Annotated in this window: 21 protein-coding genes and 1 pseudogene; 10 read left to right on the top strand and 12 right to left on the bottom strand. The window is 65.9% G+C overall.

What is annotated here, in order from left to right:
- Nucleotides 1-105 precede the first annotated feature (105 nt).
- The 4 genes from ACQP2D_RS08795 to ACQP2D_RS08780 all read left to right on the top strand — a co-directional run bounded on the left by ACQP2D_RS08795 (nt 106) and on the right by ACQP2D_RS08780 (nt 2,755).
- Complete coding sequence (locus ACQP2D_RS08795) at nt 106-525, top strand: hypothetical protein (protein WP_433683205.1); 420 nt, start codon at nt 106-108, stop codon at nt 523-525.
- Nucleotides 497-1,024 carry a DUF6879 family protein gene (locus ACQP2D_RS08790; RefSeq protein ID WP_433683204.1) on the top strand — a complete coding sequence of 176 codons (528 nt, stop codon included), beginning with the start codon at nt 497-499 and terminating at the stop codon, nt 1,022-1,024. Before ACQP2D_RS08795 ends, ACQP2D_RS08790 begins: the two co-directional genes overlap by 29 nt.
- Nucleotides 1,021-1,866, top strand: a complete 846-nt coding sequence (locus ACQP2D_RS08785; RefSeq protein WP_433683203.1) for a helix-turn-helix domain-containing protein — start codon at nt 1,021-1,023, stop codon at nt 1,864-1,866. Before ACQP2D_RS08790 ends, ACQP2D_RS08785 begins: the two co-directional genes overlap by 4 nt.
- 214 nt (nt 1,867-2,080) lie before the next feature.
- The gene (locus tag ACQP2D_RS08780) at nt 2,081-2,755 is read left to right on the top strand and encodes a VC0807 family protein (RefSeq protein WP_433683202.1); all 675 of its coding nucleotides are present in this window, start codon (nt 2,081-2,083) and stop codon (nt 2,753-2,755) included.
- A 5-nt stretch (nt 2,756-2,760) separates the two neighbouring features.
- On the opposite strand, the gene ACQP2D_RS08775 is transcribed toward ACQP2D_RS08780, so the two are convergent.
- Nucleotides 2,761-3,315 (bottom strand): PadR family transcriptional regulator, encoded by a 555-nt coding sequence (locus tag ACQP2D_RS08775; RefSeq protein ID WP_433683201.1) that lies wholly within the window; start codon nt 3,313-3,315, stop codon nt 2,761-2,763.
- Nucleotides 3,316-3,402: 87 nt separating this feature from the next.
- Between ACQP2D_RS08775 and ACQP2D_RS08770 the strand changes: the two genes are divergently transcribed.
- Nucleotides 3,403-3,804, top strand: a complete 402-nt coding sequence (locus ACQP2D_RS08770) for a hypothetical protein (RefSeq protein WP_433683200.1) — start codon at nt 3,403-3,405, stop codon at nt 3,802-3,804.
- Here ACQP2D_RS08770 and ACQP2D_RS08765 read toward each other — a convergent pair.
- The 8 genes and pseudogenes from ACQP2D_RS08765 to ACQP2D_RS08730 form a co-directional block, all read right to left on the bottom strand.
- Nucleotides 3,798-5,222, bottom strand: coding sequence for a lipase maturation factor family protein (locus ACQP2D_RS08765; RefSeq protein ID WP_433683199.1), 1,425 nt, complete (start codon nt 5,220-5,222; stop codon nt 3,798-3,800). The genes ACQP2D_RS08770 and ACQP2D_RS08765 overlap by 7 nt on opposite strands.
- An 18-nt stretch (nt 5,223-5,240) precedes the next feature.
- Nucleotides 5,241-6,065, bottom strand: coding sequence for an HAD family hydrolase (locus ACQP2D_RS08760; RefSeq protein WP_433683198.1), 825 nt, complete (start codon nt 6,063-6,065; stop codon nt 5,241-5,243).
- Nucleotides 6,066-6,160: 95 nt separating this feature from the next.
- Nucleotides 6,161-7,030, bottom strand: coding sequence for a MurR/RpiR family transcriptional regulator (locus ACQP2D_RS08755; RefSeq protein ID WP_433683197.1), 870 nt, complete (start codon nt 7,028-7,030; stop codon nt 6,161-6,163).
- A gap of 104 nt (nt 7,031-7,134) precedes the next feature.
- Nucleotides 7,135-9,378 carry a hypothetical protein gene (locus tag ACQP2D_RS08750; protein WP_433683196.1) on the bottom strand — a complete coding sequence of 748 codons (2,244 nt, stop codon included), beginning with the start codon at nt 9,376-9,378 and terminating at the stop codon, nt 7,135-7,137.
- A 279-nt stretch (nt 9,379-9,657) separates the two neighbouring features.
- Nucleotides 9,658-11,694, bottom strand: coding sequence for an ArnT family glycosyltransferase (locus tag ACQP2D_RS08745; protein ID WP_433683195.1), 2,037 nt, complete (start codon nt 11,692-11,694; stop codon nt 9,658-9,660).
- Nucleotides 11,695-11,758: 64 nt separating this feature from the next.
- Nucleotides 11,759-12,083: pseudogene (locus ACQP2D_RS08740) on the bottom strand (glycosyl transferase); the annotation flags it as partial.
- Between the two features lie 233 nt (nt 12,084-12,316).
- Nucleotides 12,317-13,876 (bottom strand): sensor histidine kinase, encoded by a 1,560-nt coding sequence (locus ACQP2D_RS08735; protein WP_433683194.1) that lies wholly within the window; start codon nt 13,874-13,876, stop codon nt 12,317-12,319.
- Nucleotides 13,854-14,558: a response regulator transcription factor gene (locus ACQP2D_RS08730; RefSeq protein ID WP_433685587.1), complete on the bottom strand. Its 705-nt coding sequence runs from the start codon at nt 14,556-14,558 to the stop codon at nt 13,854-13,856. The genes ACQP2D_RS08735 and ACQP2D_RS08730 overlap by 23 nt, the downstream gene beginning before the upstream one ends.
- A 235-nt stretch (nt 14,559-14,793) precedes the next feature.
- Here ACQP2D_RS08730 and ACQP2D_RS08725 point away from each other — a divergent pair, with 235 nt between their 5' ends.
- Nucleotides 14,794-15,426: a hypothetical protein gene (locus ACQP2D_RS08725; protein ID WP_433683193.1), complete on the top strand. Its 633-nt coding sequence runs from the start codon at nt 14,794-14,796 to the stop codon at nt 15,424-15,426.
- Between the two features lie 172 nt (nt 15,427-15,598).
- On the opposite strand, the gene ACQP2D_RS08720 is transcribed toward ACQP2D_RS08725, so the two are convergent.
- Nucleotides 15,599-16,165 carry a PadR family transcriptional regulator gene (locus ACQP2D_RS08720; RefSeq protein ID WP_433683192.1) on the bottom strand — a complete coding sequence of 189 codons (567 nt, stop codon included), beginning with the start codon at nt 16,163-16,165 and terminating at the stop codon, nt 15,599-15,601.
- 122 nt (nt 16,166-16,287) lie between these two features.
- Between ACQP2D_RS08720 and ACQP2D_RS08715 the strand changes: the two genes are divergently transcribed.
- The 3 genes from ACQP2D_RS08715 to ACQP2D_RS08705 are packed head-to-tail and all read left to right on the top strand — an operon-like array spanning nt 16,288 to nt 19,336.
- Nucleotides 16,288-16,704: a nuclear transport factor 2 family protein gene (locus ACQP2D_RS08715; RefSeq protein WP_433683191.1), complete on the top strand. Its 417-nt coding sequence runs from the start codon at nt 16,288-16,290 to the stop codon at nt 16,702-16,704.
- On the top strand, nt 16,701-18,185 hold the full coding sequence (locus tag ACQP2D_RS08710) for a phytoene desaturase family protein (RefSeq protein ID WP_433683190.1): 1,485 nt from the start codon (nt 16,701-16,703) through the stop codon (nt 18,183-18,185). Before ACQP2D_RS08715 ends, ACQP2D_RS08710 begins: the two co-directional genes overlap by 4 nt.
- Nucleotides 18,186-18,199: 14 nt before the next feature.
- Nucleotides 18,200-19,336, top strand: a complete 1,137-nt coding sequence (locus ACQP2D_RS08705) for a 2Fe-2S iron-sulfur cluster-binding protein (protein ID WP_433683189.1) — start codon at nt 18,200-18,202, stop codon at nt 19,334-19,336.
- Between the two features lie 79 nt (nt 19,337-19,415).
- Here the strand turns inward: ACQP2D_RS08705 and ACQP2D_RS08700 are convergent, their stop codons facing one another.
- Together ACQP2D_RS08700 and ACQP2D_RS08695 are read right to left on the bottom strand one after the other, a co-directional pair.
- Nucleotides 19,416-19,976, bottom strand: coding sequence for a TetR/AcrR family transcriptional regulator (locus ACQP2D_RS08700; RefSeq protein ID WP_433683188.1), 561 nt, complete (start codon nt 19,974-19,976; stop codon nt 19,416-19,418).
- A gap of 2 nt (nt 19,977-19,978) precedes the next feature.
- Nucleotides 19,979-20,674: a type 1 glutamine amidotransferase domain-containing protein gene (locus ACQP2D_RS08695; RefSeq protein WP_433683187.1), complete on the bottom strand. Its 696-nt coding sequence runs from the start codon at nt 20,672-20,674 to the stop codon at nt 19,979-19,981.
- 404 nt (nt 20,675-21,078) lie between these two features.
- Here ACQP2D_RS08695 and ACQP2D_RS08690 point away from each other — a divergent pair, with 404 nt between their 5' ends.
- Entirely contained in the window at nt 21,079-21,834 is a 756-nt protein-coding gene (locus ACQP2D_RS08690) for a thioesterase II family protein (protein ID WP_433683186.1), read from the top strand.
- Nucleotides 21,835-21,852: the final 18 nt, after the last annotated feature.

Here is a 21,852-nt window from a genome sequence, read left to right as displayed (position 1 = left end):
TCAGGACCAGGATGACTAGCACCGGCCCCGAGCGCCCACCTCGGACGGTACGAACCCCGCCATCACCCGATCCATGAGTTTGCAAAAACTTGGAAGAATTCGCGATTGACCAACCGATTTCTTGCACCGGGGCGGATGATTGGAAGGCGCGGAATCACCGCGCGTTTCACAACTGAGGGGGCCGACATGCGGCTGACATTTCTTGGCAAGGGCGGGTCCGGAGATCGCGACTGCCCGACCCTGTACGCCACCGACCAGGACAGTTTTCTTGTCCAGGGATGGCGAACCGAACAGGCTGGCACCATCGAAATCCCCCACCTGCTACCAGGATTCGCCGATCCGGATACGTTCATCGGTGCGACGATGACCGACACCGGCCGCGGCACCTTCCGCCTGTCGGGCCGCCCCGTCACCGACGACCAAACACTCGGTCGGCTCACACTGGCCGTCGACGAGACCGCCATCGAGGTGCCGAAGCTAGAGAGGACGTTCTACGGTGCTGCTAGTCCACGGACCCGCCGCTGATGACCTGTTCCGCGGGTGTCGGCGCAAGGCATTTCATCTCGAGGTGCGCGACTCCTACGCGGTGGCGTCGGAATCGGAAAGCTTGAGACGGTTCCTCGCGGGCGAGCCTGACCCGACCGACTACCACCAACGGCCGTGGGCGCAATTCATGCGGGAGACGGTCGGACGCGGCATCACAGTGCGTAGGGTGCGTGTCGTGACCGTTCCGCACTCCGACTATCAACGGTGGTTGCTGTCGATCACGGCGAGCAACGTCGCCGCCGGCGAAGACATCCGGTATGTCCCCCGGCACCATGCCGGGGACGTTCCGCCGGATGACTGGTGGCTGTTCGACGACGAGCTCGTCGCGTTCAATCTCGTCGACCGGGACGGGCGGCCCGCGGGGATGGCGGTTACTTCCGACCCGGAGATCGCCGACCTGTGCCGGGGTGTACGAGACCGGTTGTGGGCGCTCGCAACGCCGTACGCCGACTACCTGAATTCCGTCGACACCAGATGACGAATACCGCCCAAGATGCTCGGGAGGCCCTCGGCCAACGCTTGCGCGAGATCCGGCGTAGGGCAGGGCTTTCCGGGCGCCAGCTCGCCGCGCTGGCAAGCTGGCACGAATCGAAGATATCCAAACTCGAATACGGCAAGCTGCGCGCCTCCGACGCCGACGTCCGTGTCTACTGCACCCATGCTGGCGCCGAGGATGAACTCGCGGACCTGCTCGCCACCCTGCACAACATCGACGCCGCCTACATGGAAATGCGGCGCCTGCTCAGCACTGGGACCGGGCGCGGCCAAGATGAACTGGTCAAGCTGGCTGAGAGGACCCGGCTGACGCGTATCTATCAGAACGTCCTGATCCCAGGAATTTTGCAGACTTCCGAGTATGCGCGAGCGATCCTCGAGCGGTCCATCACGCGGCACCGACTTCCGGACGATATCGACGCAGGCATCGCCAAGCGCATGGAACGTCAGCAATTCCTCTACCACCGCGACCGCCGCTTTCACATCCTGGTAGCCGAGCAGGCGCTGCTGACCACCGTCGGCAATAATTCGGTGATGATAGGCCAGCTCGACCGCCTGCTCGTCGCCGCTGGCCTCCCGCGCGTCACCCTCGGCATCGTCCCGGCCATGGCCGAGATTCCGCAGCAGACAACTAATTTCGTGATGTTCGACGACCGCATGACCACCGTGGAAACCATCACGGCCGAGCTGACCGTGACCCAGCCACGCGAGATCGCGACATATGGGCGAACGTTCGACATGCTCGCCGAGTTGTCCGTCACCGGCGATATTGCCCGCGCGTTGATCCTGGGCGCAGTCGATCGCAGACGAACGGCGCCTCAGTAGCGCGGCACCGCGAGCACCGCGTCGACCTCGTCCACGCCCGGTCGCGTTGCAAACCCCGATAGCCCGGTCGCACACCGCACTCGGCGAAGCCGGCGCGGGGCGTGACAGTTGTCATGCCCGACCCGTGATGGTTGGCAGATTCGCCGCTCCGCGCCTGACCGTAACGTCATTTCTCGTAGTGCACAGCCGAATTCACCAGCCAGGAGCACCCGAGATGACGCCCACCGCACCCGCCGCGCCCGTGGCCGAGCCGATCGAACCGGCTCAGACCTCGGCCCCGCGCTTCAACCCGATCCGCGTACTCGCCCCGATCGCGCGGGATATCGCGGTGCCCATCGGCGCCTACTTCCTGCTGACCGGCCTCGGTTACAGCGACTTCACCGGACTGCTCGCCGGCACCCTGTTCTCCGGTGCGGTCCTGATCATCGAGACCATCCGGTCGCGCCGCCTCGAACCCTTCGCCGCGATCATGCTCGGCGTCTTCGTCTTCGGCCTGGTCGGCTCGCTGATCAGCGGCGACCCCCGGATGATGATCGTCAAGGATTCCGCGGGCACCGGGATCGTCGGCATCACCTTCCTGATCAGCACGGTGATCGGCAAACCACTGACCTACCTGTCCGCCCGCAAGGCGCTCTCGGCCGTCGGACCGGCCGAACTCGCCGAATTCGAGGAGTCCTACCGCGACAATCCGGCCAAGCGCCGCGGCTTCAGCACGCTGTCCGCGGCCTGGGGCGTCGGCCTGCTGTCCGAGGCCGTCGTCCGGATCCTGCTCGCCTACCAACTCCCGGTCCACACCATGGCCTGGTTGTCGCCGGTGCTGTCGATCATCTTCTTCGCCCCGCTGATCGCCCTGAGCGTCCGCTTCGTCAAGCGCGCCCGCCGCGCCTGAGCGTCCTATCCGTGCCGTCGGCCCCGATTTTCGGGGTCGGCGGCGAGGTCTTCCCAGAATTCGACGTAGGCCTGCTCGTGCAGGATGCCGAGCCGGATGATGCGGGCGCGGGAAACCGCGCGAACCTTATCGGCCGGGTCGATATCGGCGTGTAGTGATCGATACAGCTCGAGCAGCCGACGATGTTCCGCGGCTTGGCTGTTCGCCAATGCGACCACATCGCCGGGTGCGCCCAGATCGGCGAAGAAGAGTTTCAGCTGTGCCGGATCGCGGGTCTCGGCGGGCGGGTTCCGCGGGTCGGCGAGCCAGCGCCGCAGTTCGGCCCGGCCCTTATCGGTCACGTGGAAGAGTCTGCGCCGTCGGCCACCCTGCTCGGCTTCCTCGTCGAGCAGACCGCGCTCGGCCAAGCGCACCGGAATCCGGTACAGCTGAGCATGCGGCACCGGCCAGAAGTAGTCGACGCTCTCTTCGAGTCTGGCCTTCAACTCGTAGGGCGTGAGCGGCCCGTGCCTGGCGATCAACCCCAGCACGATGTGGTCCTGCGGCCCGAGATTCGGCATGCCTCCTCCATCCCATTGACACCGTCTCACTGAGACTATATGTTAGTGCCATCGAGACCGTATCAATGAGACTATTGAGGAGTGACGATGCGCGATTTCGGCATCACCCTGTTCGACCAGTGGACCGCGATGTGGAACGGCGATCTGGCGCTCGCGGAGCAGATCATGGCCCCTGAATTCACCCTCCGCTACGCCCAGCCGAATGGCAGCGAATACGACAACATCGCCGATCCACAGGCCCTCGCCGCCCAGGTCGCCGAATTTCGGGAGCAGCGTCCCGGCATCCGATTCGCACCCCAGGGTGAGCCGGTCGTCGAAATGGATGACACCCGAACCGGATTGATCGCACGGCCGTACGGCGCGGAGTCGACCGGTCCCGATGGGGCGGCCATCGCCATCAGCGGCACCGATATTCTGCGCACCGTCGCGGGGGTCATCACCGAGGTCTGGTCGGTCTCCGGCGGTCCCGCCGGACGCAGTTTCTACTGAGCGAGGGTCATCGGGGGGAGGTAATCACCGATCAGGGTGCGGTGCCACCAATTTCGCTCGTGCCGTAGCTCGGCGGGAGTCGCGAAGCGGTACAGGTAGATTCGCGCCCGCACATAGGTCGGTGGCGCGTCGGGGAAGGGACAGCGGCGCAGCAGCCGCAGCGTTGCCGGATCATTGCGCAACAGCCGCTCGACGAAGCCGAGCAGCCAGCCGCGAGCGTAGGTCGGGGAGATCGCGGCGAACCACATCAACCAGTCCAGCCGCAAATGGTAAGGGGCCCATTGCCGTGGCAGTCGGTGCGGATCCCCCGGCTTACCTTTGAATTCGTACTCCCGCCAGTGCGTTCGCTCGGTGATCTCCGCATCGTCGGTGCCTTCGAACACCACCTCCTCGCGGGTCCGCCCGATACTGCCGAACGCACCGTAGGTATTGACGAGGTGCACCGGGTTGAAGGAAGCATTCATTCGCTGCTGCCGGGATATCAGATTGCGCACCGGCCAGTAGCTCAAGATCACCACCGCGACGGTGCACGCGATCACCAGGCCGGCGAACCACGCCGGTGCGGCGGCCAACGACGGCGGATCCGGCACCGGCAATACCGCGGCGGCCGAGGATCCGTCGATCGCGGTGGCGGCCAATAAGATCGTCACCCAGTTCAACCAGGCGAAGTTCCCGGAGAGCACCAGCCAGAGCTGGGTGACGATAATGAGCGACGCGGCCACACTCGCCACCGGCTGCGGTGCGAAGAGCCCCCAGGGCACGACGAGCTGGGCAAAGTGGTTGGCCGCCACCTCAACTCGATGCAGCGGCCTCGGCAGGCGGTGGAAGAACCAGCTCAGCGGACCGGGCATCGGCTGAGTCTCATGGTGGTAGTACAGGCAGGTCAGATCCCGCCAGCAGGAATCCCCGCGCATCTTGATCAACCCCGCGCCGAACTCCACCCGGAACACCAGCCAACGCATCAGCCACAACACCAGCACCGGCGGCGCCACCCGATCGTTGCCCAGGAAAATCGCCAGGAATCCGGCCTCCAGCAGCAGCGACTCCCACCCGAACGCGTACCACGCCTGCCCGACATTGACGATCGACAGATACAGCACCCACAGCACCGCCCACATCAGCATCGCGCCCCACAGCGGCACCAGATGCAGCGCACCGGCCGCCACCGCGGCCGACAGCGCCGCACCAGACCAGGCGACGGCAGCGAAGTATCGATCCGAGTAGTGCCACTGAAAGATGCTCGGCGCGCGGCGGAAGGAAACCCGCCGGACGAACCGGGGCACCGGCAACATCCCCCGCGCACCGATGAGCGCTCGAAATTGCCGCGCCGCCGCCGAGAACGCGATCAGGTAGATCACCGCGAGGCCGTGCTGAAAAACCAGTCTGCCCAACCAGTACTCGGATTCGGTGAACGCCATGCCCGCTCCTTCGTACCGCTACCTCCGAGGGTGTGGTGCCCGCCCATCGGTCAGCTGTGACTCGGCTCGGTCCGTACTCATCGCTACTTTCCCGAGTTCGGCCAAATCGGAGACGACCACATCCGCCCCGGCCCGGCGCAAGGCGTCGGCATGTGCGGTATCGCGGTCTCGATCGACGCCGACGACGTATCCGAAACCACCGGCTCGACCGGACGTCACCCCGGCGCTGCTGTCCTCGAACACCGCGCCCTGTTCCGGCTTCGCTGCCAGGGCTTGTACGGCCGCGAGAAATGCGTCCGGTGCGGGTATGCCGCGCAATCCGCGGCGCGCGATCTCCAGCCCGTCGATGCAGACATCGACGAACCGGCCCAGATCCGCGGCCGACAGCACCGCGGCGGCATTCGCCGATGCGGTCACCACCCCCGTCTTCACCCCGGCCGCGCGCACCTCGGACAGATACTGCACCGACCCCGGATAGGTATGGACACCGTCACGTTCGAGGAACGACAGCAACAGCCGATTCTTCCGATTGCCGAGCCCCGCGACGCTCGGCTCCCCCTCCGACGCATCGGGCTCGCCTTCGGGCACTGTGATTCCCCGCGACTTCAGGAACTCCCGGATACCGTCCGCCCGCGACCGGCCGTCCACATAGCCCAGATAGTCCGCATCGGAGAACGGCCGGAACGCGCCATGAACGCGACCGGCCAGCAATTCGTCGAATACCAACTTCCACGCCCGCCGGTGCACCGCCACGGTGTCAGTGAGCACGCCGTCGAGATCGAATAGCGCCACCGAGATCGACTCGGGTAAACCCAGTCCCCGGAGGTCATGGATGGGCGTCATATCACAGCGGTACCCGGGAGCCGGAGCGGCAAACTCGGTGCTGAGCTGCGATGACATTCGAGATGGTGACGGCGACGATATCGTCGATCGCCGCACTATTCGAACAATTGGTCGTCGAGGATATCGGTATCGGCGCCGACGGATTCCAAACGCAGCCCGACGGCGGTGACCAGTGCGTGCACGAGTCCGGTGAATGCGGTGAGCGAACGCAGCACCGTGACCGAGCCGGTTTCGACATAGAAGGTCAGATCCGCGATGCGGGCCAGCGGGGAGGACGGATCGTCGGTGAGTGCGATCGTGGTGGCACCGCGGCGGCGCGCGTACTCGACCGCGCGCACGGTATCGCTGCTGTACCGGCGGATCGACACCGCGACGAACGCATCGCCGGGTTCGATATCGCGCAATTCGTCGGTCAGCAGGCGGGCGGAGGCTCCCAACTGCCGGACCCGTGGCCGGATCATCCGCAGCAGATGGTCGGCCAGATAGGCGACGGACAGACAGCGCCGCAGACCGATGATGTGGACGGACGACGCGCTCGCCAGCGTCTCGACCGCCCGATCCCAGTCGTCGCGATCGATCCGCGCGAAGGTGCGGGTCAGATTGTTCGTATCGTATTCGGTGATCGCAGTGAAGAATTCGTCGTTCGAGGAGGGCGGCGGCGCGCCGGCGGGCCTACGCACCAGATACGCCTCCGCCGCCAGTTGCCTGCGGCATAGCTCGACCAGGGCCGGATAACCGGGTAGTCCGAGCATGGTCGCGAACCGCACCAGTGAGGAGCGATGCACGCCCGCGAGTTCGGCGCTGCGGCCGATGCTCCGGAAGGCGGTACCCTCCGGATCGTCCAGAACCAGCCTGGCTATGCGCTGTTGACCGTCGGCTAATTCGGGCAACCGCTGCTGTAGTAGGGCACGTAGTTCCTGAAAAGTGGTAGGTGCCCTGTCCTGCACAGTGAGCCTCACGATCATTCGGGGTACTCGAACGATAGGTCGTCACCATAACTGACGACCCGTCTGGTTCAAGTGCCCAACGGTAATCGCGTTCAACCCACAGGTTTGTCCCAGTCTTCTCACTACGGAATCTGGCCACCTTGCTGAGTGGGCGGACTCTGCGTCCGGCCACCTTGCTGGGGGGGCAGATTCCGTACCCGCATACCGGCCCACGGATCGTTGACCAGAAGATCGGTGATGCCGTCGAACGTGTATGCATGTTCGGCCATGGCCCTGGCGCGCGCGAGATTTTGATCGCTGGGCGTGTCCACCCACGGTTCCAATGCGGCGACGTAGTCGTCGGCGAGGTCCTTGCCGATCTGTTGCAACGTTGCCTTGTTGGCGGCCTCCCACCGGTCTGTGCTGATGGCCTGATCGAGCGGAACGTTCGCCTGCCACGCGGCCGTTGCCGCTGCGACGAGGTCGTCGTCGATCACGGCGCCGGGCGCAGGCCTCGGCGCGTTATTACGGAAGTTGTCGGCCGCGGCATGCGCCTGACCACGCAGTTGGGGGGCGATTTCGCCGGTGCTGCGACCGTCTGTGGACACCGCCGATTCCAATGCCGCGTGCGCCTTCGCCCTTGGCATGTACTCGAACAGGTTCGGCGGGGTAGTCGCCTTCTGAATCGCGTGGGCCGAAGCCATATTGGCGATGGTTGTCGGATCGACGCCGAGCCGGGTCAGCGAGCCCATCTTGCCCTGGTAACTCGCGTCCATATCGCCGAGGCCGTCCCACGCGTGAGCGAGGCCCCGAATGGTGTGGACTCCGCCGTGGGGTTCCGCTCGCGCTGTCGCCTTGGCGTCGAGGACATTGCGCGCGGCCCGCAGTTCCTCCTGCTGTTCGAGCGTCATATGCGATGCCGCGATGCGCATATTGACCAGCTCGGCCTCTTTCCGCAGTCGCGCATTGGGATCGAACGGTCTGTTCGTCCGCATCGCCAACCAGGCCACCACCGGAGAGGTGTTGGCGGTGTTGATCGCGGCCAGGCCGGACATCAGTCCCGACCCCGACCCACCGCCCCTGGCCTGCATGGTTCCCATCCCCAAGGCCGTGCCGCCGCCACCGCCCGCGGCGGGCGCACGCCCACCCTGGATAGCCAGCGCGAAGCGGTTGGCGATCCAGTCATTGCCCCGATTCAGACTGCGGCTCAGGCGTTTCAGCTGCGAGACGGCCACCAACTCCGCGGTGCCCGCGATCACGATCACCGCCATGGTCTCGCCCTTGGCCTGCGCGAACAGATTGCCCATGAACAGCACATAGATGCCGAGGAAGATGGTGTAGGCCGTCATCTTGGCGGCCCCGACGATGCTGTCGACGATATTGCGGACCAGGAAGGTCTGTGTCGGTCCGTAGACGAATCCGCCTGCGGCGAAGCCGAATATCGACATGAAGCCGTGATAGATCGTGTCCAGAGCGGCCTTGATCACCCTGATCCCGAGCACCACCGCGAAGGCCAGCAGGATGCCGCCGCAGATCAACAGCATCAGTCCGGTGCCGACCTGACCCATGCTCGGATTCTGGGCCTTGTTGTAGGCGGCGGAGTCGCCGCAGGACTGCATGCCCTTGCGGACCCGATCGTCGTCACCGGCGGCCATCCCCGTAGACCACGCCGAACGACATGCCGGTTGCTCGTCGACCACATGCCCGAAGTTCCACACCTGGACCGGGCGGCGCGCGAAGTTATCCGCCAGGTCGCGCTGCATGGTGGTGACCAGTTGATTCGGATTCGGATTGTTATTGCCGTTCAATCCGGCGGCGACCGAAATGCCCAAATCCCTACCCTTGGCGAGCAATCCGTCCGGGGACAGCACATCGGCGAGCGGTTCGGCCAGGAACACCGGGCCCAGGATCGCCACGCCGAGCATCGTCACGATCTGCAGCACCGCCTTGGCGTGATAGCCGCGCAGCCAGAACCAGGCGACGCAGAACGCACCGATCGTCGCCGCGGTGATCAGCAGCACGGGTGTCGCGATCTGACCGGTCAGCCGGTCCGCGACCCCGGTCAACGCCGAGCTGAACATATTGAGCCACTGGAAGCTCAAGGCGTTCCCGATCAACCAGATCGCGGTCGTCACGATCGCGATATAGCCGATGAATTCGAAGCCGAGAATGGCCCAGAGTATGGTCGCGCCCGGGTTCAGCACCCCGCCGTGGTCGGTCGCGAACGCATAGTTGGCCAGCGGCACCCCGGAAGAGTCCCGGATGTGCATCCAACTGAGCCCGTCGATTTCGGAGACACCGCTGCCGGTGGCCGCGGCCTGGTACTGCGCACTGGCCACCGCGCCGACGATGCCGGGGAAGACGAACAGCACGAAGATGACTGCCATAAACCACCCGACGCGCCGCCGCCAAGGACTCGCACCGAACCGACGCAACAATAGAACGGGGCGCGAACAGCACCCCCATGGATCCTCTGATCCCCACCTCGGCCGGCTCGGCCGCCTCTTCGACCGTCTGGCCATACCCTCAGCATGACGCAACTATTGTTGCGCGGCAACACTTCTGAGAAACCAATTGTTCACCTAACGTCCACTTCCGCCGATTTCCCATCATCGAGAAGGGATATCGGCGGAAGTGGTTGTGCTGCAGTAAAATACGGCCGATGATCAGGACGTTAGCGGCAGGGCGAGGTCGTAGACCGTGGTCGTGCCGACGGTTATCGCCGTGAAGTTGGCCTCGACCCATGCGGTGATTTCGCTGCCATTGCCCGATCCGCCGCCGGGACCGCCCATGCCGCCGCCCGCGATGAAGTAGTGGACCTCGCCATTGGCGACGTACTGCTGGAATTGTGCCAATGTCGGCGAGTTGTCGCCGCCAGTGAAGCCGCCGATGGCCATGACCGAAGTGCCGGTGGATAATTCGAGGCTGCCCGCCGATTGGGCACCCATTGTTGCCGCGGCCCAACGGTTGTCGGTGTTCTTCAGCAGCTGTTGCAGCGCCGTGTTGTTCGCCCTCGCGCCGCCCGGTCCGCCGCCGTCACCCGGGCGGAACCCGTCGGCATCGCCGCGTCCGGGTGTCGCTGCATCGGAAGTTGGTCCAGCCGTGGGTGATTCGGCTCCGTCGGGCGCCATGTCGCCGCCCACGGGGCCGCCCGGTCCGCCACCCATACCGCGACCGCTGTTCGGCCCCGAGGTCGGAATCGAACCGTTGTGCGGTGTCGCCGCGGTCTCGATGGCGTACGCCGCGGTCCCGGCCAGTCCGAACAGCAGGCCGGCGATGGCGACCACCGCGGTCAGCCTGCCGAGCCGATGGGTGCCGACAATGACGATCGCGGCGATCACGATCGATCCGATCAGCACGATCCAGCGCAATGCCGGATACCAGTCGGGTGTGCGGTCGAGCAGGATGAAGTTCCAGACGCCGGTCGTCGCGAGTATGACGCCGAGCGCGATGCGCGCCGTCCGGAATCGCCTGCCGCGCCACAACTCCGTCACCGAAACCGCCACCAGTGCGGCGATCGCGGGCGCCAGTGCCACGGTGTAGTAGGGGTGCATCGTGCCCTGCATGTAGCTGAATACGACACCGGTCACCAGCAGCCACCCACCCCAGAGCAGCAGGGCGGCACGGGTCCGCCCGGTGTGCGGCGCGCGGCGGGTGAACCACAGGCCCGCGACCAGACCGATCAGCGCGGCGGGCAGCAGCCAGGAGATCTCGGTTCCCATAGAATCACCGAACAACCGCGTAAGGCCGGTGCTGCCACCGAAACCGGTGTTGCCACCGAAACCACCACCGCCGCCAGGGCCGCCACCGTTGCCGGATCCGCCGAGGACCCGGCCGAGACCGTTGTAGCCCAGCGCGAGTTCGACCAGGCTGTTGTCGGTCGATCCACCGATATAGGGCCGAGAATCACTCGGCCACAAGCTGACCAGTGCGACGAACCAGCCGCCCGAGATCACCATGGCCGCGAAAGCGCCGAGCAGCTTGCCGATTCGGCGCCGGCAGGTGATCGGCGCGGCGACGAGGAACACCAGACCGAATGCTGGTAACACCAGGAACGCCTGCATCATCTTGGCGAGAAAGCCGAATCCCACCGCGACACCCGCGACTGCGAGCCATCGCCCGCTGCCGTTCTCGGTGGCGCGCACCGTGCAATAGCCCGCGGCGACCAGCAGCAGCACCAGAAATGCGTCCGGATTGTTGAATCGGAACATCAGTGCCGCAACAGGAGTCAGTGCCAGTGTGGCCCCGGCCAGCAGACCTGCCGCCGGACCGCTCCAGCGCCGGACCGCACCGTACAGCAGCCCGACCGATGTCACGCCCATCAGCGCCTGCGGCAGCAGCATCGAGAACGAGCTGAAGCCGAGCAAGCGCCCCGATAGTCCCATGACCCACAGCGCGGCGGGCGGCTTGTCCACGGTGATGGCATTACCGGCGTCGAGCGAACCGAAGATCAGCGCCTTCCAGCTCTGTGTGCCCGCCTGCACGGCTGCCGCGTAGAACTCGTTGGCCCAGCCCGACCGGCTCAGCCCCCACAGATAGAGGACGGCGGTCACCGCGAGCAGTGTCCACAGGCCGGGACGGGCCCAGCGGGGCTGGTCGCGGGAGCCGAACAGCAGTCGAGTCCATCGGGTTTGCTGCCGTATCGAGCCATCCGGCTCGGCGCGTTCGGCACGCCATACGGGCGCTTCGGTAGCGGTAGTCATATTCCGATCCTGTTCTGCGGACGTGGGTCCGAAATTTGCGATTGCTGTGCAGTGTCTGTGGGGGTTAGGAGCTATTGCCCGTGAGGTCGTAGACGGTGACGCCGTCGGTCCGGCGGGCGGTGAAATTCGCCTCGACCCAGGCGGCTATCTCAGTGGCGTCCTGGCTGCCGCCGCTGTATGCGCCACGCATTCCGCCCATGCCGCCTGCGCCGATGATGTAGTGGATCTCGCGTTGCGCCACATACTGTTTGAATGCGGCCAGGGTGGGTGCGGGATCGGTTCCGTTGAAGCCGCCTACGGCCATAACCGGTGCACGGATGGCCAGGCTGGTAGCCAGCGGCGTTATTCGAACCGACCGCGGCGGCGACCCCGGTGTAGGTGCTCGCGTCCCACCCGCTGGCGCCGAGATCCCACAGGTACAGCATCGCGGTACCGAGCAACGGCATCGGCAGCGACAGCCGCTGCCACGGCCGGGTGCGCCCGAACGACATTCGGCGCGGCGCCGCGTCGATGACGTCAGGAGACCCCAGCAAGTCGTAGTCACCCTTCGAGCGTGACGACGCGATGTCGTGCCGACCTCTGCCGCGGCTGTGGGTTCGCTGTGAGCCGACCGATGGGATCGTCAGGTGCTGGTCACCGCCGGATCCACGGGCAATCGCACGGTGAATTCGGTGCGGCCGGGTGTGCTGTCCACCGTGATCTCGCCGCCGTGCGCCTTCACCACCGCGGCCACGATCGCCAGACCGAGTCCGGAACTCCCCGCGCGCCGCGAGCGCGACGAATCGCCGCGGGCGAATCGCTGAAAGATCTCCGGCTGCAACGCTTCGGGAATGCCGGGCCCGTCGTCGGTGACGCGCCACACCGCACCGCCGTCACCATCGAAGGCCAACGCCGTGACGACCGTGGTGCCCGGACCGGTATGGACCCGGGCATTGGCCAGCAGGTTGGTCAGCACCTGATGCAATCGGGCGGCATCGCCGACGGTTACCACGGGTTCGTCGGGCAGATCGAGATCCCACTGCTGCTCGGGTCCGGCGATATGCGCGTCGCTCACCGCGTCCACGGTGAGCTGGGTCAGGTCGACCGACTCGTGTTCGAGCGGGCGGCCGGAATCCAGCCGGGCGAGCAACAGCATGTCCTCGACCAGCGCCGACATCCGCCGGGCCTCGGAGTCCACCCGGCCCATCGCATTGGCCACCTCACCGGGCACCTCCGCCCGTTTGCGTTGCGCCAGTTCGGCATAGCCGCGGATGGCGGCGAGCGGAGTGCGCAGTTCATGGCTGGCGTCGGCGAGGAATTGCCGGACCCGGGTCTCACTGGCGTGTCGGGCCGAGAGCGCGCCGGTGATGTGGTCCAGCATCCGGTTGACGGCCGAGCCGAGCTGCCCCACCTCGGTATGCGGATCGGCATCGTCCTGCGGAACCCGCACGGGCAATGTGACCTCCCCACGATCCAACTGGAGATCGGCCACGCGCGCGGCCGTGGCCGCGACCCGATCCAGCGGCGCCAGCGCGCGGCGAATCAGCCAGATACCCACCGTGACCGCGAACGCCAGCACGATGACGGTAACGATCACCAGCACCCACAACACCCGCATGAGCGTCTCGTCCACGGCCGCCAACGGCAGCCCGGTGACCACCGTTGTGCCCTGCCAGGTCCGGTCCGCGATCACGCGATAGCGGCCCTCGCCATCGATATTCACGGTGGTCGCCCTGCCGTTGGCCGCCACCGCGGCGAGCTGTCGACGGGCGGCACCCGATAGCGCGGCCTGCATGCCGTCGCCGCCGATCCGGCCCGCGGCGGTGACCGTGCCCCGATCGACGATCGCACCCACCGCATCGGGCTGGATGCCACGCCGGTCGAGGAATTCCGGCCCCGGTCCGGTGCTCTGCGGATGCGGCGGCGGGGGCGGCGGTACGGACTGGTTACCGGAAGACTCGCCGGGTGGCGGCCCCAGGCTGGGACCGCCACCGGAATCGGCGAGTGAGCGCTTCTGCGCATCGATGAGCTGGGTATCGAGTTGGTGCACCAAGAACTGTTGCAGCGCGAACTCGGTCGCGGCGCCGATGCCGACCACCACGGTCACCAGCAGCAGCACCTGCCCGACCAGCAGCCGAGCCCGCAGCGACCACCGTCGTGGGGACCGCATACGGCGCACCTCAGCCCGCGGGCTTGAGGACATATCCGGCTCCGCGCAGGGTGTGGATCATCGGCGCCCGACCGCTATCGATCTTCTTGCGCAGGTACGACACGTACAGCTCGACGATATTGGACCGGCCGCCGAAGTCGTAACTCCAGACCCGGTCCAGAATCTGCGCCTTGCTCAACACCCGCCGCGGATTGCGCATGAAGAACCGCAGCAGTTCGAATTCGGTGGCCGTCAATACAATCGGCGTACCCGCCCGGGTGACCTCATAGCTGTCCTCGTCGAGCACCAGATCGCCGACCACGATCTGCGCGCCGCCGTCCTCGCTCGCCACCCCGGTGCGGCGCAGCAGCGCCCGCAGCCGCAGCACCACCTCTTCGATGCTGAACGGCTTGGTGACATAGTCGTCACCGCCCGCGGTGAGCCCCGCGATCCGGTCCTCCACCGAATCCTTCGCGGTCAGCAAGAGCACCGGCAGCTGCGGAACCTGCGCGCGCAGTTTGCCGAGCACCTCGAGGCCGGTCATATCGGGCAGCATCACATCGAGCACCGCCACATCCGGCCTGGTCTCGCGCGCCCTGGTCACCGCCGTACGCCCGTCACCGGCCGTGCCGACCTCCCAGCCTTCGTACCGCAGCGCCATCGACAACATCTCGGCCAGGACCGGTTCGTCATCGACGACGAGCACAGTGATCGGACTGCCATCGGCGCGCCGCATGGCAGCTCGGTTGGCCGGGCTGTTTCCAGAGGTCATCGTGGACATGGGCCTCATACTCCGGGCGGTGGCTCGGCAGTAGCTATGCCCTGGCTGTGAACTTGCTGTGCGCGAGTCGGACATAGCCGATCCTGACGTCGCCCACAGCTCGCACCTAACTGCGCCGACGACGGTTGACCCGAACAGGACTACCCGGACCGGCGCGCTCACCGGCCGTCACCGCAGAGGAGCACCCAACATGACCATCCCCACCCACCAGCCCCCGTCCGGCCAGGACCCGGCCTCGGGCGCACCGACTCCCCCGGCCTCGACCGGCTGGTCGACCCGAAAGACCCTGGCAGCCGTGGGTATCGCCGGTGTGATCGCCGCGACCGGCGGCGGCATCGTCTTCGCGGCGTCTTCCAGTGACAACGGTGGCAACCACGGCTCCGGCGGACCGGGCGGACCGGGGATGAGCATGAGCGGCGGGAACGGCCAGCCCGGCGCCGGTCCCGGCGGCACGATGAGCGGGCCGCCGCTGCACGGCCAATTCGTCGTCTCCGACGGCAATGGCGGCTACCGCACCGAACTGACCCAAACCGGCACCATTACCGCGCTGTCCAGCACATCCGTCACCGCCAAGAGCGCCGACGACTACACCGAGACCTACACCATCACCGCAACGACCACCGGCGCGACCAGCGTGAAAGTCGGTGACACCGTGGCGATTCGGGGCACCCGGAGCGATGGCACCAATACCGCGACCACCGTCGGCACGACTACCAACGGTGTGAACGGTGGCCCCGGGCCACAGGGCGGCAGCACCAACGGTCTGAACGGATCCGGTATGGGCCGGCCCATGGACGGCCCGCCGACCCGCCCCGGCAACTGACCCGAATCCGCGCGAGGGCGATCCGATCGCGGCACCAACCACCCCGCCTCAGGCGGGCTGCACCAGCTCCGGCACAGCCGCCCGGCGATGCAGACCACGGCGTTCCCAGAACGATGTTGCGCCGGATGGCACACGCGGACCGAGCACGCCAACGAGATTCGAGCCCGCCGGACTAGGACTTGGCCGCGCCCAGTCGGCGATCGATGACGGCGAGCGCCAGTTCCGCCCAGCGGATGTTCTCCTGCTCGAAGGACACCCCGCGCATCAGGGTGAGGTAAGGGCCGACGTGCTCGGCCTCCAGCAGATACGCCTGTTCGCTGCGGCCGTCGAGCAGCCGCGTCCGGAGTCGTTCGTAGCGGGCCAATTTCGCCTCGGCCCACTGTTTGCGCTCAGCGACAGCGGCGCGCACGGCCGGCCCGTCGCCGACATCCACTGCCTGCACCTTGACCAGCAGTTCGTCGCGGATCGCCGTGGGTTTCGGTTCCTCGGCGGTGAACGCGCGCAACGCTTCCCATCCCGCCTCGGTGAGCGAGTGCAATCGTTTGTTCGGCCTGCGCTCCTGCTGCACCACCCGCGTCCGGATCAGCCCTTCCTCGGCCATCCGGTCGAGTTCGCGATACAGCTGCTGTGGAGTGGCCATCCAGAAGTTGGCCACCGACGCGTCGAAGCCCTTGGCCAGGTCGTAACCGGAGGCCTCGCCTTCGATGAGCGCGGCCAGCACCGCATTGCGTAATGCCATCGGGTCAGGCTATCACCTTGGCGATTATTCAAAAAATTGTCTACTCAGCTATGGACACCAGCATCTGATGCTCGCTAACCTTCGAGTTACATAGTCAACAAATTGAGTATGAAGGTGAGAAGATGCACCCCTTCCGCACGGCCGTCGAGACCCGCGATGCCGCCGCCATCGAGGCGCTGCTGGCCGACAATGTCGTATTCACCAGCCCGGTCGCGTTCAAGCCCTATCCGGGCAAGGCGATCACCGCCGCGATCCTGCGCGGCGTCATGCGAGTATTCGAGGACTTCCACTACGTGCGCGAGATCGCCGATCCGGGCGGGCGCGATCACGCGTTCGTCTTCGAGGCGAAGGTCAATGGCAAACAGCTCACAGGCTGCGACTTCCTGCACTTCGACGCCGACGGCAAGATCGACGACTTCATGGTGATGGTGCGCCCGCTCTCGGCGGCGACCGCACTGGCCGAGGCGATGGGCGCACAGTTCGAGCAGATCCAAACCGAAGCGCTCGCCGCTGCCGAGTCGAAAGGCGCTGACGCATGAGCGATTTCGACGCGATCGTGATCGGCGCCGGCAATGCCGGCCTGACCGCGGCCGCCACCCTGCAACGGGCGGGCGCGCGCACACTCCTGGTGGAGCGCCACAATATCCCGGGCGGCTGCGGCACTTCGTTTCGGCGCGGGCGCTTCGAATTCGAGGTCGCACTGCACCAGCTGTCCGGAGTAGGTGTCGAGGGACAGCCGGTCTCCCTGCGCGAGGGCCTGTTCCAGCAGCTCGATATCGCCGACAAGCTGGAATTCGTGCAGGAGCACGACCTGTACCGGGCGGTGATTCCCGGGCAGCTCGACCTGACCCTGCCCGCGGACTGGGAGGGCGCCATCACCGCGATCGAAGAAGCGTTCCCCGGCAATGGATCTCGGGCGCGGGCCTTCTTCGATCTGATCAAGGCGGTCGCCTTCTGGCACATCGCGGCCAAGCGCGGCATGCCCGCCGAGGAGATCGATCCCGCGCTGTTCGAGCATGCGCTGCGGCCCCTTCGCGCGGTGCTCGATGAGTACTTCGAAGACGAAGCGCTCAAGTGCGCGCTCGGTATCTATTGGACCTACCTCGGCCAGCCGCCGTCGAAGCTGCCCTTCCAGGATCTGGCGCTGACGCTGTTCGCCTATTTCGAATTCAAGCCGTGGCATGTGCGCGGAGGATCCCAGGCCATGTCGACCGCCATTCTGGATTCGTTCCTGCGGGCGGGCGGTGAGGTCCGGTTCAATACCGCCGTCGACGCCATCCTCACCGAGGCGGGGCGCGCGATCGGCGTCCGGCTCGAGGACGGGCAGGAGGTCACCGCGCCCGATATCGTCTCGAATGCTTCGCTGCCGGTCACCTACGGGATGCTCGGCGATATCGTGCCCACGGCCGTCCGCGATGATCTCGCCACCCGCCGCATCGGCGTCTCCGGCTTCGTACTGCATATGGGATTGGACGCCACCCCAGCGGAATTGGGCTTCACCACCAGCACGAGCTTCATCAACCTGGACGCCGATGACGACCGCACCCACGCCTCCTGGCACTCGCTCGAACCGGCGCGCGGGGTCTGCGTCTCCTCCTACGATGTCGCTCCCATCGGCTTCGCCCCGTCCGGCGCGACCCATATCAGCCTGATGACCCTGCAGTACGCCGACGCCTGGGACACCATCGCGCCGCGGGACTACGCGCGCACCAAATTCGCCTATGCCGAGACCCTGCTCGATGTGGTCGAACACATCACACCCGGCATTCGCGACGCCATCGAAGAGGTCGATGTCGCAACGCCTTTGACGATGATGCGCTACCTCGGCCACCCCGGCGGCGCCATCTACGGCTATGACCAGGATGCCGCCGAGGGCTGGCTGTTCCGCAACAGCGAGCGCCGAACCCATGTCCCCGGACTGCATCTGGCCGGATCCTGGGCCGGTATCGGCGGCTTCCAGCCCACCCTCGAGGCGGGCGCCCGCGTCGCCCGCCGCCTGCTTCGCACCAAAGCCGCCTGAACGGAGCATCTTTCGTGACTCATCCACTCGCCGACCGCTTCGACGGCACCGCCGAAATCCTCGCCGAGATCGCCGCACGCACACCCGACACCCGCGACTATCACCGCGAAACCCACAGGACCATCGACGCATACCACCCCAAGCGGTTGCGGGTGGTGGTCACCGACGTGATCGGGGAGACCGCCACCAGCAAGACGTTCCGGATCGCGGCGGCCGATTCGGTTCCACTCCCGCCATTCCTGGCCGGACAGTACGTCAACGTCTTCATCGACGGCACCAGCAGGCCGTTCGCGATTTCCTCCAGCCCGGCCCGACTCGACCACTACGACCTGACCGTGCGCCGGGTACCCGGCGGTCGGATCAGCAATCTGCTCATCGACACCGTCGAGGTCGGGCACCATCTCACCACCACCGGTCCGATGGGCACCTTCCACCACAATCCGCTCTTCCACGGCGATGACGTGGTGTTCCTGGCGGGTGGGTCGGGAGTCGCCCCGGCGCTGAGCATGATTCGCGATATCGTCGACAATGAGCTGGAGCGTGGCTTCCACCTCGTCTACGGCTCACGGTCGGCCGATGACATCATCTTCCGCGACGAACTCGACGCGATCGCCGCCGCACATCCGAATATCCGCGTCGATTACGTGATCGCCGAACCGAATCCCGGCTGGCACGGACCGACCGGATTCCTGACCGCCGAGACGATCACCGCGCTGGTCGATGAACTGCGCGGTCGGATGGTGTACGTATGCGGTCCGCAGGCGCTGTATCCCTATGCGCTGCAACAACTCACGTCGCTCGGTCAGCGACGCCGCCGGATCCGCTTCGAGGCCAACGGGGCGCCCGCCGACCCCACCGCACAACCGCACTGGCCCGCGGGACTCGATGCGACCGAAGAGGTGACCGTCACCGTGGGCGCCACCTCGTTCCGCACACCACGCAACCGACCGCTGCTGGACGCGTTGGAAGATCAGGGCATCCGGCCCGAGGCCGCCTGCCGATCCGGCGAGTGCAGCCTGTGCCGCGTCCGGATCTGCAAGGGCGAGGTCCACAATGCCGAGGAAGCGCGACTGCGCTTGTCCGACAGCCGGTTCGGCTACACCCATTCCTGCGTCGCCTACCCCCTCACCGACGTCGAAGTAGATCTCTGACCCCATTCGCCGGATGCTGCCGACGGCCGCTCGAGCCGTCGGCAGCGACGCTCATGCCGCGGCGAACAGGACGTCGACGCTAATCACGATAGGGTGCCGCGGCGAGCAGCCCGCTGAGCAGTGCGGTAACGGCGGGGTCGAACAGTTGGCGGGCCTGGGGCGCGGATTCCAAGCCGATCACCATGGCGATACAGATATCGGCGGCCGCCGCGGGCGACACCTGCTCGGCCGTGCCCGCCGCGGTGAACAGTCCGACCAGCAGTTCGCGCAGGTCGCTGGTGAATGCCGTGCAGATATCGCCGAACAGGCGTGCCTTGTGGTCGAGCAATTCGGTTCCGTGCGGAGAATCGCCCTTCAGGTGCAGCACCAGGTCGAGTTTGGCCGCCAGTACCCCGTGAATACGGTGGGCCGCAGGGCTTTCCGCGATGGCCGCCGCCTGGGCTCGCGCGAGCGCCCGAGTGTGCAGGCGTTCGGCGAGCCGCCGGACGGCATCATCCTTGCTGCGGACGTATTGATAGACCGCCGACCGGGACACCCCCATGGTGGCGGCGATGTCATCGACCGTGGTGCGCCGCACGCCGTAGCGGGTCAGGCACTCATAGGTCGCGTCCAGCACCTCCGCGAGCCGGTCGGGGGCCATGATCAGGACAGCTTCTTCAGCAGTTCTTCGGCGACACCGGCCGAGGACGCCGGATTCTGGCCGGTGATCAGGTTGCGGTCGACCACCACATTCGGGGTCCACGGATCGGCCTCGCGGAAGTCGGCGCCGATCGCGACCAGCCGGTCCTGCAGCAGCCACTTGGCCCTGTCGGCGAAACCCGCCTGCGTCTCTTCGACATTGGTGAATCCGGTCAGGGCGTAACCGGCGAAGGCATTGCTGCCGTCGGCCTTGGTCGCGGCGAGCAGCGCGGCGGGCGCGTGGCACACCACGGCCAGCGGCTTGCCGGAATCCAGTGTGGTGCTGAGCAGTTCGCCCGAGGTGGCGTCTACCGCGAGATCTTCCATCGGGCCGTGGCCGCCCGGGTAGAACACCGCGTCGTAGTCGGCGAGGTCGGCCCGCTCCAGCGCGATCGGGTTGTTCAGCTCGGTGCTGGTCGCGACCACGCCGGCCCGCTGGTCGGCGGTCTCCTGGCCGCCATTGACCTCGGGCGCGAGGCTGCCCTTGTCCACGGTCGGCACCACACCGCCCGGGGTGGCCACCACGATCTCGTGGCCCGCGGCCTTCAGTGCCTGGAAAGGCACCACGAACTCCTCGGCCCAGTAGCCGGTGGGGTGCTTGCTGCCATCGGCCAACGTCCAGTAATCGACGCCGGTCATCACGAAAAGAATCTTCGACATGGGTTGCCTCCGTAGGTCGGAGCCCGGTTGCGAGCTCGCTCATCGAGTTGCGTCGCGCTGGCCCGAGCGCCCTCGTCCAGTGGATGGGCTGACACTGTGTGCTCGATTCGTCAGCAGCGACAGCGTCGAACGTAGCCCCGCCCGATCAAGCTCGACCAATAGAATTGGCTATTTGAGACATCGAAATTCCGATGGATTGCACCGAATGTGCTCGGAATCACATCCCCGGCAACGATCTTGCGCGGATTATCGGATTTTGTTTGCCACCCACGCCTCCGCACCGACCCGTATGCCGTTAGCAGATGAGGCGAATCGACATCTCACCCATGGGTAATGCCAACTTGACAGTCAACTGACCGTCAACTAGCGTCCCAACGTTGATCTAACGAAAGGCTCTCCACCCAATGGGTAATAGCTGGCTGCGTAGCCTGTCCCCCTCTTCGGGGAATGGATCCCATAAATTGATCTGCTTTCCTCACGCCGGCGGCTCCGCCATATCTTTCGGCCCATTGACCGAGTGCACGGGATCAGAGTACGACGTTCTTGCCGTCCAGTATCCGGGACGACAGGACAGAAGACATGAACCGCTCGTGGACAACATTCCCGACCTCGTCGATGGCCTGCTGCCCGAGCTGATCGCGACGGTCGAGGATGCCGAGAATTTTTCCTTGTTCGGCCACAGCATGGGATCTGTCGTAGCCTTCGAGGCCGGTCGGCGGCTCGAGCAGGAATCAGGAGCGACCGCGCGCGTCCTGTTCGCCTCAGGTCGGCGCGCCCCTTCGTCGACGCACCGCGAGCAAGTGCACCTGCTGAGCGATCGAGAACTAGGTGATCTATTACTGCGCGTCGGCGGCACACCATCGGCATTGCTCGAGGATCCCGAATTTCGACAAATAATCCTGTCGATCGTCAGAAATGACTACCGAGCTATCGAGACTTACCGGTGCGATACGGACGCGATGGTCAAGTGCCCGATAGTCGCAATTGTCGGCGATCGTGACCCCGATGCAAGTTTCGCGGAAATCGGGGCGTGGAGCGCACACACCTCCGGAAGCTTCTTCGCGAAATCATTTCCTGGCGGCCATTTCTTCATCGATTCGAATTGCCGCCCGGTAGGGCAGCTGATCCGCGAGCACAGCTCACAAGCGCTGTTGAGCTAGGCGAGAATCGTCGCGGAG

It is taken from the genome of Nocardia sp. CA-119907, assembly GCF_050955995.1.
GTDB lineage: Bacteria > Actinomycetota > Actinomycetes > Mycobacteriales > Mycobacteriaceae > Nocardia.
This window is presented reverse-complemented; position numbering and strand designations above follow the sequence as displayed.